Consider the following 15,674-nt stretch of genomic DNA (forward strand, 5'->3'; position numbering starts at 1 on the left):
CCTCGAACCTTCTCGGTCGGCGCCAGTCCAACCGGCACCTTCGCAACTAATGGCGTGATGATGTTAAACCTGCTTGTCTTGAGCGTTACCCTGTTCATCGGCCTGTTTTCCGGCCTGGCCCAGGCCACGGTGCTGCAACGTCCGATCAGCATCGATACGGGCAACGGCGAACTGTTCGGCTCGCTGCTGCTGCCCAAGTCCGACACGCCGGTGCCGGTGGTCCTGATCATTTCCGGGTCCGGCCCGACCGATCGCGACGGCAACAACCCGGAGGGCGGGCGCAACGACAGCCTCAAGCGCCTGGCCTGGCTCCTGGCCAGGCACGACATTGCCAGCGTGCGCTACGACAAGCGGGGGGTGGCCGCCAGCCTGGCCGCAACGCCGGACGAGCGTAACCTGAGCGTCGAAGCCTACGTGGCCGATGCCTTGGCCTGGAGCCGCAAGCTGGCCGCCGATCCGCGAATGGGCCCGGTGATTCTGCTAGGTCACAGCGAAGGCGCCTTGATCGCCAGCCTCGCCGCGCCCCAGGCCAACGCCGCGGGCGTGATTTCGTTGTCCGGCAGCGCCCGGCCCATCGACCAGCTCCTGCGCCAACAACTGGCCAGCCGCCTGCCGGCACCTTTGATGTTGCGCAGCAACGAGTTGCTCGACAGCCTCAAGGCCGGCCAGCCCGACGCGAACGTGCCGCCTGCGTTGCAAGTGATTTTCCGCCCCAGCGTGCAGCCGTACCTGATCTCGCTGTTCCGCCAGGACCCGGCCCAGGCGTTCGCGGCGCTGAAGGTGCCCGCCCTGATCATCCAGGGCAGCCATGACATTCAGGTCAGTGTCGACGATGCCCGGCAGTTGAAAGCCGCCAAGCCCGACGCCGAACTGGCGCTGGTCGAGGGCATGAATCATGTCCTGCGCATCGTGCCCAAGGACGTGAAACAACAACTGGCTTCCTACAAGGACCCCAACCGTCCCCTGGCCGCTGAACTGGGCACGCGCATCCCGGCGTTCATTCGCTCGATCGCTACCCGTTAAACGCTTTTAGCCCTCCAGTCCCGGCGAAAACGGCCGATAAACCGGTGTCGGGCAGCGCAATCGCTGCCGACCCGCCGGCCAGGACAGGATTTGCCGTTATGACTGAAACACCCACTTCACCCGATACCGAAGCCCCTACCGAAGCGACCGCCACGCCTGCGGAGCAGTTGCCTTGGGCGGACGTGCAAGCCGAGCATCACAAAATGCTCCGGCTGGCCCCGCTCAAGACCGACCGCGCCACCGGTGCGCGCCCGCTGCGCTTCGTCGAATTCAGCTATGCCGAACGCCACAGCAAGGAGCGCAGCCTGTTGCGCTTGAGCATCAAGTTGCCCGGCCAGCGCGTGCGCAAGGAACAGAATCACCTAGATGTCTGGGCCGATCACGTCGAAAAGCGCCTGACCTTTTCCCCGGACAACCTGCAGATCGAGCCGATGAACCGTGGCATCGGCCGCTTCCTCGCCGCCCAGGGCATCACCTGGGCGAAGAAACGCTGGTCGGGCTACCGGGTCGAAGGCAGCGACCTGAACAACAAGGACGCGCTGAACGAAGACACCCGCCTGCGCCGTGACCGTTTTCTCAAGGCCCAGGGTTTCGAAGTGGTCTACGCCGACGCCCAGCACCTCAAGGGCAGCGTCAAGGCGACCCACGTCGGCGACCTGGTGGGAGACTGGAATACCGAGAAGCTGCAGTTCGTGGAGATTCTCGAAGCCGCGCAGATGTTGCAACAAGCCGAGCAGAACTTGGCGGAACAGGAAGTCCGGCTCAAGCAGCAGGAAGAGAAGGTCAACAAGTTCAAGCGCGAAGACACCGGCCTGCGCTTCACCATCACCTGCCTGGTGGCATTTGCCATGTTCCAGGCGGGATTATTGATTTGGATTGCGACGCGGCATTGATGACCGGCTGGGAGGGGGCTGGCAAGCTCCCTCGCCACAAAAAGCGATCGGCAATCCAGAAGATCAAACCCGTGAAGCGAACAGCCCCTGGTGCTGGCGGCACTGCTCGGCGCTGAGCATGAACACGCCATGGCCGCCCCGCTCGAAGTCCAGCCAGGCAAAATCGACCTCAGGGTACAGCGCCTCGACGTGGACCTGGCTGTTGCCCACCTCGACAATCAGCAAGCCCTTCTCGGTCAGGTGATCAGCCGCCTCGGCCAGCATCCGCCGGACCAGGTTCAAGCCATCCTCGCCACAGGCCAGGCCCAGCGCCGGCTCGTGCTGGTATTCCTGGGGCATGTCGGCGAAATCCTGCGCGTCGACGTAAGGCGGATTCGACACGATCAGGTCGAAACGTTGCCCCGGCAGGCCGTCGAAGCCATCGCCCTGGACCGTGAACACCCGCTCGTCGACGCCATGGCGCTCGATGTTCTGGTTCGCCACCTCCAGCGCTTCGAACGACAGGTCGGCCAGCACCACTTCGGCTTCCGGAAACTCGTAGGCGCAGGCGATCCCGATGCAGCCGGAGCCGGTGCACAGGTCGAGGATTCGCGCAGGCGCCTGGCCCAACCAGGGCTCGAAACGTTTTTCGATCAGCTCGCCAATCGGCGAGCGCGGGACGAGTACGCGCTCGTCGACAATGAACGACATCCCGCAGAACCAGGCCTCGCCCAGCAGGTAGGCCGCCGGGATGCGCTCGTCGATACGCCGGCGCAGCAGGCGCTGCACGTGGACCAGTTCCTCGTCTTCGAGGCGGCAATCCAGGTAGCTATCGGCAATTTCCCACGGCAGGTGGAGTGCGCCCAACACCAGTTGGCGGGCTTCATCCCAGGCGTTGTCGGTGCCATGGCCGAAAAACAGATCCTCCCCATGGAAACGGCTGACGGCCCAACGGATATGGTCGCGCAGGGTGCGAAGGCGGGAAGTGATCACGGCGGCAAACTCCAGAAAAATCGACGGGCGAGTCTACCAGTCAAACGCGCCCCACCCAAACACGCCTCAAGGACGAAAGAAAAACTCCGAGGCATTCGTAGGATCTATCCGTTTTTTGCGCAACCTATTGAACAAGACGAGCATCTTGACAAGGCTGTAGGCCAGCAACGGCGCCGCTTGCAATCGAAGCGATTCACAGAACCGCTCAGCCAGAGGACAATGTCGCAAAAGCCCCACCCGAAGGAGCCCCAGAATGTCCGTTCCAAAAACGATGTTTCAACTCAGCGGCCGCGGCTACGCAGCAGCCAACCTGAGTCAAGCGACCCTGATCATCATCGATGCCCAGAAGGAATACCTCGCCGGCCCCTTGGCCCTGAGCGGCATGGATGAAGCAGTCGCGAACATCAAGCAGCTACTCGGCGCGGCCCGGGCAGCCGGTCGGCCGATCGTGCATGTGCGCCACCTGGGCACCCATGGCGGGCTGTTCGATCCACAAGGCGAACGCGGCGAGTTCATTCCGGGCCTCGAACCCCAGGACGACGAAACCATCATCGGCAAGCTGCTGCCCAGCGCCTTCCACGGCACCGAACTGAAGAAGCGCCTGGAAGAGTTCGGCCCCCTGGACCTGATCGTCTGCGGCTTCATGAGCCACTCCAGCGTCAGTACCACCGTGCGCGCGGCCAAGAACCTGGGCTTTCGCTGCACCCTGGTGGAAGATGCTTGCGCCACCCGCGACCTGCCGCACAAGGGCGGCGTGCTCAGCGCCGAGCATGTGCACCAGACCGAAATGGCGATCATGGCGGACAACTTCGCCACCCTGGCCCTGACCCGGGACTTCATCTGATCGATCCTTCGATGAGCGGCCACTTTCGCCGCTCATCCGTAAAAGCCTCTCATTTGCCGCAATTGCCCTGGTGTCAGGAACAACCCGAACATCTTCCGGTCGAAGGGCCGATACCCATTGAGGAAGATCGGAATGAAGTTATCCGATGGTTTTGACGCACGTCGCTTGCGGCCCAAAGGCCCGAGCAACTGGCGATTTCGTATTGGCGCGGCAATCGCTGCGCTGCTGGCAACACTTGGTGTCCTGCTGGCCATGGCCGGTGCCGCCAGCCTGCTGGGCCGTCCGCCCGCGCTGGGCGACTTGAACGCCACCCCGCTCGGTTCGGCCATCATCCTGGCGGTCGGCCTGCTCGTTCTGTGGCTGGGCGTCTGGCTCTGGCGCCGCTGCCGCCGTCGCGCCCGTCAATCCCTGGAGCTGGCCATGGCTCCGCACCTGATGAAAAAACACGACTGAGCCGCCATCCGACGTTTTGTCGCGCCTGATCCCGCCAGAGTTGGGTAAACTGGCCGGCTTCGCGGAGGCTGACATGCAAGACGACGACTTTTCCCTGTTCAAAAGTGCGATCCAGGGCGTAAAACCGATCAAACACGACCGTGCCGAGACCGGCAAGCCCAAGGCCGATCGCGCCCAGATCGCCAAGCTGCGCCAAGCCGCCACCGTGCGCACCGATGCCACGACCGTGGACGGCCTGTCCGATCAGTTCGTGATCGACGTCGGCCCCGAAGACGAACTGATGTGGGCGCGCGACGGCGTCCAGGAAAGCCAGATGCGCAAGCTGAAGGTCGGCCAGATCCCTTTCGAGGGCAGCCTCGACCTGCACGGCATGAGCGTCGAAAAGGCCCGGGAAACCCTCTGGGCCTTCCTGGCCGAAGCCACCCGGTTCGAAATCCGCTGCGTGCGCGTCACCCACGGCAAGGCCGTGCGCCTGGACGGCAAGCGGCCGATGATCAAGAGTCACGTCAACACCTGGCTGCGCCAGCACCCGCAAGTGCTGGGTTTCACCTCCTGCCAGGCGAAACATGGCGGTGCCGGGGCGGTCTACGTGATGCTCAAGCGCACCATGATGGAAGGTCGCGACGAGTAGCCCTCGATTGCCGAGCTTGCAGCGCCGTGTCCGCCACCGTACCCTTGCCCTTTGCGTAAAATCCCACAGGTAGTTTCATGTCTCTGGAACAGAATTACACCGCGATTCTCGGCCAACTGGGCGAGGACGTCTCCCGCGAGGGCCTGCTCGATACGCCCAAGCGCGCTGCGAAGGCCATGCAGTACCTCTGCCGCGGCTACGAACAGACCCTGGAAGAAGTCACCAACGGTGCCTTGTTCAGCTCTGACAACAGCGAAATGGTGCTGGTCAAGGACATCGAGTTGTACTCGCTGTGCGAACACCACCTGTTGCCTTTCATCGGCAAGGCCCATGTCGCCTACATCCCGAGCGGCAAGGTGCTGGGGCTGTCGAAGGTCGCGCGCATCGTCGACATGTACGCACGTCGCCTGCAGATCCAGGAAAACCTCAGCCGCCAGATCGCCGATGCGATCCAGCAGGTGACCGGCGCCCTGGGCGTGGCGGTGGTGATCGAGGCCAAGCACATGTGCATGATGATGCGCGGCGTGGAAAAGCAGAATTCCTCGATGATCACCTCGGTGATGCTTGGCGAGTTCCGCGAAAATGCCGCGACGCGCATGGAATTCCTCAGCCTCATCAAGTAAACCGTTTCGCGAAGAAAACCGGCATCGATGGCCGGTTTTTTTTCGCCCGTGAAAATCAGGTAAGCTGCGCGCCCTCTTCCCGTGCCACGAGACTTATACCGTGATCGTCAAAGCGCTTCGAGTTGGCCTGGGCCAACTGATCATCTTCATCAACTTCATCACCCGTCCCGGCAAGAAACAACGCCCGGCGCAAGCCCAGGCGCAGGTCGACCAGGCTGCCCGCGGCTTGACGCTGTTCCAGTTCCACGCCTGCCCGTTCTGCGTGAAGACCCGCCGCACCCTGCGCCGCCTGAACGTGCCGGTGGCGTTGCGCGATGCGAAGAACAACGCACAGGATCGCCAGACGCTGCTGGAGCAAGGCGGCAAGATCAAAGTGCCGTGCCTGCGTATTGAAGAAGATGGCCAGACCACCTGGATGTATGAATCCAAGGTGATCATCGAGTATCTGGATAAGCGGTTTTCGGCAGTCTGATGATTTTGCAGTGAATGCTGGGCCTCTTCGCGGGCAAGCCCGCTCCCACAACGGTTCAGTGTGAATGCAGGATTTTATTCACATCCATTCCTGTGGGAGCGGGCTTGCCCGCGAAGAGGCCCGCACAGCCCCCGCAAAACTGCGCGTTATCAAGCCGCCTGCGCAGCCAGCGCCGCCCGCACCACCCCCGCCAATCGACGCAACCCTTCATCCAGTCGCGCCGGGTCAATGTGGCTGAAGTTCAGGCGCAGGTGCCCCGGATGCTGGTCCGGCTCGGGGAAGAACGGCTCCCCGGGCATGAACGCGACGTCGGCCGCCAGCGCGGTGGCGAGCAACGTGCGGGTGTCCAGCGGTTGCTTGAGGGTCAGCCAGAAAAACAGCCCGCCCTGGGGCACGTTCCAATCGGCGATGTCGCAAAAGTGCGTTTGCAGCGCCGCCTGGAACCGATCACGCCGGTCCCGGTAAAAATCCCTCAACTCACTCAAATGATGACGGTACTGCTCGGTGCCGATCCATTGCAGCGCCTGCCACTGGCCGATGCGATTGGTGTGCAGGTCAGCCGACTGCTTGAGCCGCAGCAGGTGCGGGAACAGATCCGGACTGGCGATCAGGTACCCCACCCGTAGCCCCGGCAGCAGGGTTTTCGACACGGTGCCGGTGTAGATCCAACTGGCCTTCTTCAGGCGACTGGCAATCGGCGTAGCACTGGCACCGTCGAAGGTCAGTTCACGGTACGGCTCGTCTTCCACCAGGGTGACCCCGAACTCGTCCAGCAGTGCCGCCACGGCATCGCGCTTGGCCTCGCTGTAGCGTACCGCCGACGGATTCTGGAACGTCGGGATCAGGTAGATGAACGCGGGCCGATGCCGCTCCAGTCGGGCGCGCAGCGCGTGCAGGTCGGGGCCATCGGCCTCCAGGGGCACGGTGATGCAAGCGGCACCGAACAACTGGAAAATCTGCAGCGCCGCCAGGTACGTCGGCGCTTCCAGCAGCACTTCGGTGCCCACGTCGATGTGCAACTTGGCCGCCAGGTCGAGGGTTTGCTGGGAGCCGCTGACCACCAGCACCTGGCTCGCTTCACAGGCCAGGCCCAGCGAACGCGCCTGCGCTGCCAGGGCTTCGCGCAGCGCCGGCTCACCTTCGCTCATGCCGTATTGGCCCATGGACAGCGGCATGGCTGCCCACTCCACCTTCGGCAACATGGCTTCGGCCGGCAGGCCACCGGCGAACGACATCACTTCAGGGCGCTGCGCCGCGGCGAGGATTTCTCGGATCAAGGAGCTTTTGAGGCGCGAGACACGTTCGGAAAAAGCCATGGGGTCACCTGTAGCCGGTCGCTGGGAAAATGAGTCAAACTGGTTGACCGAAATTACCTCGCTCTTTCTGGATACGTCAATATGCTTGACCTTAAAAACCCAACTTCACAGCAAATGGCCATGGAAGCGTTCTTCTTCGGTTACCAGGCGTTCACCGCCAAGGCCGATGAAATGCTTGAGCGCCGCGGATTGAGCCGGGTCCATCAGCGCATCGTTTTCTTCATCGCCCGCTACCCGTCGTTGAGCGTGAAAGAACTGCTGGCGCTACTCGGCGTCAGCAAGCAGGCGTTGAACATGCCGTTGCGCCAGTTGATGGAAATGCATCTGGTCAACAGCCTCGCCTCCGAGACCGACAAGCGTAAGCGGCTGCTGGAATTGACGTCCGAGGGCGAGCGGTTCGAGCAGGCGCTGCGACGTGAGCAGGTGAAATTGCTGGAGCGGGTGTTCGCCGAGGCCGGGGAGACCGCGGTCAATGGCTGGCTCGCGGTTAACCAGGCGCTCGGCAAGGGGCCTGCGGACTGATTCCGGCCCGCAGTTTTCCGGGCTGACGCTTTCGCGAGCCTGCTCGCGAACGCCGATATATCCTTCTCCCCCCGTTTTTTAGTCCACAACACAAAAAACATTATTTGCTTTATTTGTATACAAAAGCATAATTCGCTTCGTGCGAGTTCCTGACCAATAGGTCAACAAAACGTCGCCAGCCTTACCTGCCTCAAAGCCTCGCAGCCCTCCTCAGGGTCTGCGGTGCTGGAAATAACAATAAAACTGTTGAGGAGTACTCGCTGTGGAAAGCCGCAAACCCGAAGCCCAGACGCTGGACCTCTCGCCGCCATCACGCAGTGGCTGGCTGGAGCGCATCTTCAAACTCAGCGTGCACGGCACCACGGTGAAGACCGAATTGATTGCCGGCCTGACGACCTTCATCACCATGGCCTACATCATTTTCGTCAACCCCAACATCATGGCCGACGCCGGCATCGATCACGGCGCCGCGTTTGTCGCCACCTGCATCGCCGCCGCGCTGGGGTGCCTGTTGATGGGGCTGTACGCCAACTGGCCGGTGGGCCTGGCGCCAGGCATGGGTCTGAACGCATTCTTCACCTACACCGTGGTCGGCACCATGGGCTACAACTGGGAAACCGCGTTGGGCGCGGTGTTCATTTCCGGCGTGTTGTTCATGTTCCTGACCCTGTCGCGGGTGCGCGAGTGGCTGCTCAACAGCATTCCGGTAAGCCTGCGGTTCGCCATGGGCGCCGGGGTCGGCTTGTTCCTTGGGTTGATCGGCCTGAAAACCGCCGGGATCGTCGTCGACAGCCCGGCGACCCTGATCAAGCTCGGCTCGCTGCGTGAACCCGGCCCGCTGCTGGCCGCCGTGTGCTTCCTGATGATCGCGGTGCTCAGTTACCATCGGGTGTTCGGCGCGATCCTGATCAGCATCATTGCCGTGACTCTGGCCGGCTGGGGCCTGGGGCTGGTGCACTACAACGGCGTGATGTCGACGCCGCCGAGCCTGGCGCCGACCTGGATGGCCATGGACGTGGCCGGCGTGTTCAACATCAGCATGATCAGCGTGGTGCTGGCCTTCCTGTTCGTGCACATGTTCGACACCGCCGGCACCTTGATGGGCGTTGCCCAGCGCGCCGGGCTGGTGAAGGCCGACGGCAAGATCGAAAACCTGTCCCGCGCCCTGAAGGCCGACAGCGCCTCCAGTGTCTTCGGCGCCATGGTCGGCGTGCCGCCCGTGACCAGCTACGTAGAAAGCGCCGCCGGTGTGGCCGCGGGTGGTCGCACGGGGCTTACCGCCGTGACCGTCGGTGTGCTATTTATTGCCGCGATGTTCTTCGCGCCACTGGCGGGGATGATCCCGGCCTACGCCACCGCCGGCGCGCTGATCTACGTCGCCATGCTGATGATGGGCGGCATGGCGCACATCGAATGGGACGAACCGACCGACAGCATCCCGGCCATTGTCACGGCCATCATGATGCCTCTGACATTCTCGGTGGCCGACGGCATCGCACTGGGCTTCATCACCTATGTGGTGCTCAAGGCCGGCACCGGCAAGCACAAGGACATTTCCGTCAGCCTGTGGGTGCTCTGCGCGATCTTCATCGCCAAGTTCATCTTCTTGTAAGCGGCCCCCCTATCCACCGCCTCACCCTTGGGTGAGGCTTTTGTACATCAGGAGCAAAGCAATGAATCTGGAAACCTGGCTGTTGTTCAGTGGCGCCGCGCTGGTGGTGATCCTCATCCCGGGCCCCTGTCGCTATTGATGATCGGCAACAGCCTGAACTACGGCCTGCGACGCTCGTACCCGGCATTCCTTGGCGGGGTGATTGCCTCGATCTGCCTGCTGAGCGCTTCGGCGCTGGGGCTCGGCGCATTGCTGCTGGCCTCGGAAAAACTCTTCAGCGGCCTGAAAATCGCCGGCGCGCTGTACCTGTTCTACCTGGCCTGGCAGAGCTGGCAGCAATCGCGCCAGCCCTCCCAGGGCGCCGAGGTGCCCCAGGCCGCCGCCGTGCCGCGCTTTCGCGCACTGTTCGGCCGGGCCTTCGTGTTGGGCGCCAGCAACCCGAAGGACATCCTGTTCTTCGCCGCCTTCCTGCCGCAGTTTCTGAGCACCGAACAGCCGTTCCTGCCCCAACTGTTGATCATGATCGCCACCTGGACCGTCCTCGACCTGCTGTGCAAGCTGGCCTACGGGCTCGGCGCCCACGGTGCGGCGCGGTACCTGCGCACGGGCAAGGGCCAGAGCTGGTTCAACCGCATCAGTGCCGGCCTGTTCGGTGGCGCGGGCGCGGCATCGCTGATGTCCGCCCACTGAGCGTCTTTCACCACGGATGGCCTGCGCCCTTCGAGCCCAGACCTTGGCAAAACATGGCAACAACCCATCGATATACACCCCAGGGAAAACACCTTACATAGAAGGCCATTCACGTACCGTTGAACAAGGAAGTTCACCATGGCCGAGGTTACCCCGCCCCACTCCGCCCCTGACGACCACGGTGTCGTTGTCACGGACCTGGGTCTGCACACGAATGAACACAGCCCCCAGACACTCGATTTTCGGGCGGCCAATGCGGCGCCGCCCAGCCCCGAAGACGCCCACAGACACGCCCAGCTCAAGGTCGTCGATCAACTTTACGGCCCGCTCCACATCGGCTCCGTAACCATCACCCGTTCAGCCCTGGACGCACTGGGTGCGACGACCGATGGGCAGCCGCTGAACGGTGACAACACGTTCTTTCGCATCCCCAGCCGCTTTTTCCTGGATTCACTGCAGCTCGACCCGGATGCCCTCGAAACCCGCCTGACACTCACCGCCGATGCCAACGACTATCGCCTGCCCACCCTACTCTTCGAAATGGCCAGCCTGCGGTCCCGGGCCGCGCGCCCATTGCTGGGGCAACCCTGGCAAATCCAGGTTGAGCCGGGCAGCAACCGGAGTACGCTGGAGCGGCTCTTGAAACTGGCCCAGAACCTCGACAGCCGTGGCCTGGCGCAACAGTCGCTGAGCTGGTTGAGCCAGACCAAGAGCCATGTGCTCATTCCTACCGGCCTGGGCCTCCAGGCTTTCGGTATCTATAGCGGCCTGCGAGGCCTGCAAGACGCCATCCGCGACCAGGACGCCTACCAGACGCTGTTCAACGGTGCCAGCGTGAGCGCCGAGGTGGCGTCCATCGGCGTCGAGGCACTGGTGACCCGACAAGCCACCCAGATGATCAAGGCCGGCCAACGCTCTCTGGAGGACTTCGGCAAGACCATGTTCGCCATCCGCCTGGCCCGTGGAAGTGGCCTGATTGCCAGCGTACTGACCCTGCCTTTCGACATCATCGCCGCCGTCGACGCCTTCAAGACCGCCGCCTCCGCCACCGGCAGCGAGGCCACCGATCACTACGTCAGCGCCGCGTTGAGCGTCACCAGCGCCGCCATGGCCGTGACCCTGGGTGTCGCCGCGCTGGCCGGGTTCACCTCGGCCGGACCCGCGGGCCTGGCCGCAGGGCTGATTCTGGTGGTTGGCTCACAAATCTGGGGCGCCATCCGTCAAGTCGATGAAATCGACGACTACCTGCAGCTCACCGTCCATGAACGCTTGCGTACGGGCTGGTTCGCCTTCTGGATGATCAGCCCGGATGACGAAATCCGTGATCGCTACCTGGTCGCCAAGGCCACCGCCGAGCACACCCAACGACTCCAGGCCAACGCCTTGAAGCTGCTCAGGGGGCCGTTGAAGGACAGTACCGAGGCAATCGTGAACGGCACGTTCACCGTGGAACTCGAACCGGTGACCTACAACACCTGGAACTGGTGGACCGGCAAGCGCCAGCCGGCGACGACCGTGCGCCCGCGGATCCAGGACAGCGATGACACGATCGATGCACGCGACGGCGTCACCGCCGAGACGCCCGGTGCCGTCATTGAAGCAGCGGAGGATCACAAAGGCATTCATTGGTACATCGGCGGTGGCAACGACACCCTCCTGGGCGCAGAAAACAAACCCAACGTGTTCCATTACGCCAGCGGTCTGAAAACGCTGACCGGCGGGACGAAAGATGACGTGTTCATTTTCGAGGGCTCGCCGCAGATCCTCGCGCAGGAACCGGCGCCTTCGCCCAATCGCCTGGTGGGCGGCGCGGGCAGCGACACGCTGATCCTGGCCGGCCGAAACAGCAACTCCCCGGCGCCGCGACTGGGTTATCACGTCGACCTGGAGGCCGGGCAAGTCAGCGTCATCGCCGGAGCGGCGAGCGGCGCCTACCGCGCGACCGTCCTGGAAGGCATCGAACACGTCGAGATCCGTGAGGGCGGCACCAGCGTCATCAAGGGAACGGCCGGCTCGAACACTCTCAAGTCCCGCGGCCACGATTCAATCGAGGCCGGCGCCGGGGATGACCGGATTTTCATCCTCGGCGCCAGCAACCGCAACGCAGATGGCGGCCCGGGGACCGACGTCTATGCCATCGCCCATCGCTCCGGCCATGTCTGGATCAGCGAAGACGGCGTGGACCACAGCATCATCGCCCTGGACTGGCGCGCGGACCTGATCGAAAGCTGGGCCATCGAAGCCGGCAACCTGGTGATGACGGCCTGCTTCGATGCAAACGACTGGGACGTTCGCACTGTGACCGTCAACAATGTCTACAGCGACACGGCCTACCCAAGGGCACTGCAAAACAGCCGGCTGACCTTCGTCACCCAGGACGGCTTCCATTGGGTGCCCGACCTGCCCGACACCCTCGAGGATGGCAACCGGCTCGCCGTCGAAGCCATCATGGTGCAGCAAGGCACACCGCGAAACCCGAGCATCCTGAATGATCACAGCGAGCTGTCGATCGCCCACGACAGAGACACCAGCCATTACGTGTCCCGGCGAGTGGAGCTCACCACCCTTAACGTCAGGCACAAAAGTGACTGCTCCACCACGCTTCACCTGGACTACAGCCACGCGGCGTTGACCCGGATCGAGGCCCACTACAACGCCCATGTCACCCAGGACGACGAAGGGGACAGCGTCAGGTACGGCGAATGTGGCCTGACGCTGCACTTTGGCAAAAGCCGGGTCGTGCTGAACAATCTGGCCAGTTCCGACGAGCGCTACACCGCGCGCGACAAGCCAACCGGGCGCCGGGCCTTTTCCGCCCTGGTGTCGCAGCACGTGTTCATCCTGGTCATGAATGACGGCGCGTCATACCGCCTGGCCCAACCCACTCCCGACTACGGCCTGTTGCTGGACAAGCGCTTCATCCACAAAGCCCCCGTGAGCTGGAAAGCCGAAACGCCCCAGGCGCTCACGCCCACCCGAAAGCGTTACGCGTACCTCCAACCCCTGGATAAAACGCCCCATTACATGGGCCACCGGGCGACCTGCGCCAAGCTCACGGCCTCTGCGCACCAAAGCGGTGTCGAAGTCCTGATCGGCCAGGGCGCGACGTACCTGGTTCACCTGAGCCCGAACGTGACGCTGCGCCTGTCCACGCCGGGCGCACTGGCCAATGCCAACCCCCGCTTACCCCATGCCTCCACCTGGGAGCTCGATGCCACGGCCCTCGGCCAGGTCGAGATCACCCTCGCGTCCAACCGGTTGCACATCGGCGCAACGGTCATCCATCTACCTGCCCATGAAGCGCAAGACCTGGTCGACCGGATACGGGTGATTACCGCGCCGGGTGTCGTCTATGGCGTCGACAGCCTGTTCGAGCGGGTTTACGTCGAATCGCTGGATGGCCGCTACCTGGCGCCCATGATCGATGCCGACGCGCCGTTGCCTAGCGAACTGGCCAAGCTGTCGTCCGAGTCCTTGAAGGTGTCCCACATGGCCCTCAAGGACGATTCACCCGGCACCTTGAGTTATCACCTTCAGGCTCGTCGATGGCGCCTTGATACGGACCCCTCGCGGGTCATCACGGCGCATCAGCTGAAAAAGACCGAGCTGTGCGACCACCATCTCCAGGTCTATCAGGACCTCGTCCGCGAAGGCCTCAGCCAGCACCCACCCCTGGGCGACAACGCCCTGCGCCTGTTGCGGGAACAGTGCGTGAAACTGATGGAGGGCTTCACGTTGAGCAGGTCGCTGATGCTGGCCTACGCCGTCAGCCTGAGCCCGACGTTCGGCGCAGAACTCCCCTATTCCACCTGGGTTCGCACGCTCGATGCGGTGCTACCCGAGCAATCGCCGTCTTGATGCGGATTCTGCCGAAGGTTCGTTCGAGCGCCATATCTATGTAGTGCACCCGCCTGCTCTTTTTCACTGAACATCTTCAAGGCCCCAGCCTGTCAGCGCGACAGGCCGCAGGCTCGACCATTTTGTTCAACTCAAGAGCAGACACATTCCATGAGTCCAAAACGCCCTATCCGGCCCACGGTGCCAGGCCAACCGCCCGAAGCGCCCCACAGCCAGCGCGACACGCAGGCACAAACATTGCCCAGGAACCCCGTCAGGGGAGATGGCGTTGAGACGACCTCCAGTTCGTCATCGGGAAGCGACACCCAGGCGCCAGAGCCTCTGCACAGCCCTGTCCATCTCTCCGACATCAGTTCACCGGCGCCCGTCGACACGCTGCCCGGCGCCCTTTCGCTGGCCCCCTACTACCTTTCGCCGGAACTGGTGCCCCTGTTATCAGCGCCCGACGCCACCTCGGGCATCCGCACATTCAGGACACGCACGTACGTCGAACTGGAAGAAGGCGGGACGGTGCTGCTGGGCCACGATGCCGAAGGCCACCACAGGGCCCGCTCCAGCGCCGAGCTGGTCGCCTCCGGGCCACGCCTGGAACAAGTGGCAGGCAGCCTGCTGTGGCGGCGGGTTGCCGTTGCGGTCGAGTCGGACAGCAGCGACGCCTCGCTGACCATGACCTTGCACAGCCTGTCGGACGATGATTCATACGAAGCGACGGCGCCCAAGCGCCAGCGCACGACTCCGGCACCGACACCGCAAAACGAAGCCAGCGTAGAACCCCCGCCAGTGTTCAGGCCGGAGTGGGCGTTCAAGCCAACGCTCGCACTGCCCCAGTTCATCACCGTGAGCGGTGTCCACTACAAGGTGATGAGCCGCATGGACGCGCGGGAATTCCCGATCCTGTACATCCAGCCGCCCCTGCATCCGGCCTATGATTTCGATGTGCTGGAGGCCATTCTCAGGCACACGCCCGAAGAACAGCCCAGGGCCGTGATACGTGTTCCGCCGCACGATCACTGGGAAATCGACGCCCGGCTGCCGTTCGAAAAAACATTGACGGCTCACGTCAGGGACATTTTTCCGGAGGTCACCACCGTTACCCTGGAAAACATCGCCAGGAGGCAGTTCGAACTGGCCAACAGCTCCCCGTATGCCGACGCCGCAGGACTGACCGCTCTGCGGCAGATTTTCCACAGCTGGAAACACGCCACTCCTTCCCCTCACCCGCAATGGAGCGATCCGTTGCTGATGCTGTCGACGCTTCCCACCACGGCAGGAATCACCAACACCTCCCGCGCCATCGACCTGCCCGCCCCGTCCTCGACAGGTGCATTAAACCGGCTGGACTTCGACCCCATGCGGTTCAGGCAGCAGTGGGAATACTTTCTCTCGACCTACTCGACCATAGACTTCAAGCGCTTCATGGCCGGCCTGTTGACCCGCAATGGTTACACGGTCATGGAGCCCAACAACTTCAACAGTTTTCCGGCATTGGTCTTTCGACGCACGGGGCACGACTATCTGTTTTTCATGAGCCTGCACCGCACCCGGATCCCGAAGCTGTCCTTGCCCACGCACAACAACCCCAACACAACCGGCATGAACCTGGAAACCCAGGTCGGCGACGCCGCCGCGCAAGCCGTCAAGGACGCCCACGAGGCCAACAGGATCGTCTGGCTCAAGGGTGGTTCGCAGATCCTGCCAGGCGTCGCCGACACCGTCTTCATCATCCGCGATGACAACGCCCGGCTGTAAACCTGCAAGCAAAAAA

At 63.0% G+C, this 15,674-nt stretch carries 13 protein-coding genes and 1 pseudogene; 12 read left to right on the plus strand and 2 right to left on the minus strand.

The window, feature by feature from the left end; genetic code table 11:
- Nucleotides 1-57: 57 nt before the first annotated feature.
- Both KI241_RS19800 and KI241_RS19805 read left to right on the plus strand, forming a co-directional pair.
- Nucleotides 58-1,023, plus strand: a complete 966-nt coding sequence (locus KI241_RS19800; RefSeq protein WP_212802904.1) for an alpha/beta fold hydrolase — start codon at nt 58-60, stop codon at nt 1,021-1,023.
- Nucleotides 1,024-1,121: 98 nt separating this feature from the next.
- The gene (locus KI241_RS19805) at nt 1,122-1,916 is read left to right on the plus strand and encodes a hypothetical protein (RefSeq protein ID WP_042732307.1); all 795 of its coding nucleotides are present in this window, start codon (nt 1,122-1,124) and stop codon (nt 1,914-1,916) included.
- A 63-nt stretch (nt 1,917-1,979) separates the two neighbouring features.
- Here KI241_RS19805 and prmB read toward each other — a convergent pair whose 3' ends face one another.
- Complete coding sequence (gene prmB, locus KI241_RS19810) at nt 1,980-2,888, minus strand: 50S ribosomal protein L3 N(5)-glutamine methyltransferase (protein ID WP_042732308.1); 909 nt, start codon at nt 2,886-2,888, stop codon at nt 1,980-1,982.
- Between the two features lie 253 nt (nt 2,889-3,141).
- On the opposite strand from prmB, the gene KI241_RS19815 reads away from it, so the two are divergent.
- The 5 genes from KI241_RS19815 to KI241_RS19835 all read left to right on the plus strand — a co-directional run bounded on the left by KI241_RS19815 (nt 3,142) and on the right by KI241_RS19835 (nt 5,911).
- Nucleotides 3,142-3,732, plus strand: coding sequence for a cysteine hydrolase family protein (locus tag KI241_RS19815; protein ID WP_042732309.1), 591 nt, complete (start codon nt 3,142-3,144; stop codon nt 3,730-3,732).
- Nucleotides 3,733-3,864: 132 nt separating this feature from the next.
- A complete protein-coding gene (locus KI241_RS19820) occupies nt 3,865-4,185 on the plus strand; it encodes a hypothetical protein (protein ID WP_042732310.1) in 321 nt (106 codons plus the stop codon).
- A gap of 73 nt (nt 4,186-4,258) precedes the next feature.
- The gene (locus tag KI241_RS19825) at nt 4,259-4,816 is read left to right on the plus strand and encodes a Smr/MutS family protein (protein ID WP_053146321.1); all 558 of its coding nucleotides are present in this window, start codon (nt 4,259-4,261) and stop codon (nt 4,814-4,816) included.
- Between the two features lie 77 nt (nt 4,817-4,893).
- A complete protein-coding gene (folE, locus tag KI241_RS19830; protein ID WP_042732311.1) occupies nt 4,894-5,439 on the plus strand; it encodes a GTP cyclohydrolase I FolE in 546 nt (181 codons plus the stop codon).
- A gap of 100 nt (nt 5,440-5,539) precedes the next feature.
- Entirely contained in the window at nt 5,540-5,911 is a 372-nt protein-coding gene (locus tag KI241_RS19835) for a glutathione S-transferase N-terminal domain-containing protein (RefSeq protein WP_212802905.1), read from the plus strand.
- Nucleotides 5,912-6,060: 149 nt separating this feature from the next.
- Here KI241_RS19835 and KI241_RS19840 read toward each other — a convergent pair whose 3' ends face one another.
- Nucleotides 6,061-7,227 carry a PLP-dependent aminotransferase family protein gene (locus tag KI241_RS19840; RefSeq protein WP_042732862.1) on the minus strand — a complete coding sequence of 389 codons (1,167 nt, stop codon included), beginning with the start codon at nt 7,225-7,227 and terminating at the stop codon, nt 6,061-6,063.
- 81 nt (nt 7,228-7,308) lie between these two features.
- On the opposite strand from KI241_RS19840, the gene KI241_RS19845 reads away from it, so the two are divergent.
- From KI241_RS19845 to KI241_RS19865, 5 genes and pseudogenes are all read left to right on the plus strand, one after another.
- Nucleotides 7,309-7,749: a MarR family transcriptional regulator gene (locus tag KI241_RS19845; protein ID WP_047736478.1), complete on the plus strand. Its 441-nt coding sequence runs from the start codon at nt 7,309-7,311 to the stop codon at nt 7,747-7,749.
- A gap of 262 nt (nt 7,750-8,011) precedes the next feature.
- A complete protein-coding gene (locus KI241_RS19850; protein WP_047736479.1) occupies nt 8,012-9,361 on the plus strand; it encodes an NCS2 family permease in 1,350 nt (449 codons plus the stop codon).
- Between the two features lie 61 nt (nt 9,362-9,422).
- Nucleotides 9,423-10,051 (plus strand): annotated as a pseudogene (locus KI241_RS19855) (LysE family translocator).
- A gap of 138 nt (nt 10,052-10,189) precedes the next feature.
- A complete protein-coding gene (locus KI241_RS19860; protein ID WP_212802906.1) occupies nt 10,190-13,909 on the plus strand; it encodes a calcium-binding protein in 3,720 nt (1,239 codons plus the stop codon).
- 150 nt (nt 13,910-14,059) lie between these two features.
- Nucleotides 14,060-15,658, plus strand: coding sequence for a hypothetical protein (locus tag KI241_RS19865; protein ID WP_212802907.1), 1,599 nt, complete (start codon nt 14,060-14,062; stop codon nt 15,656-15,658).
- The last annotated feature ends 16 nt before the right edge of the window (nt 15,659-15,674 follow it).

Source organism: Pseudomonas sp. Cab53 (assembly GCF_018325965.1).
Lineage (GTDB): Bacteria > Pseudomonadota > Gammaproteobacteria > Pseudomonadales > Pseudomonadaceae > Aquipseudomonas > Aquipseudomonas chlororaphis_E.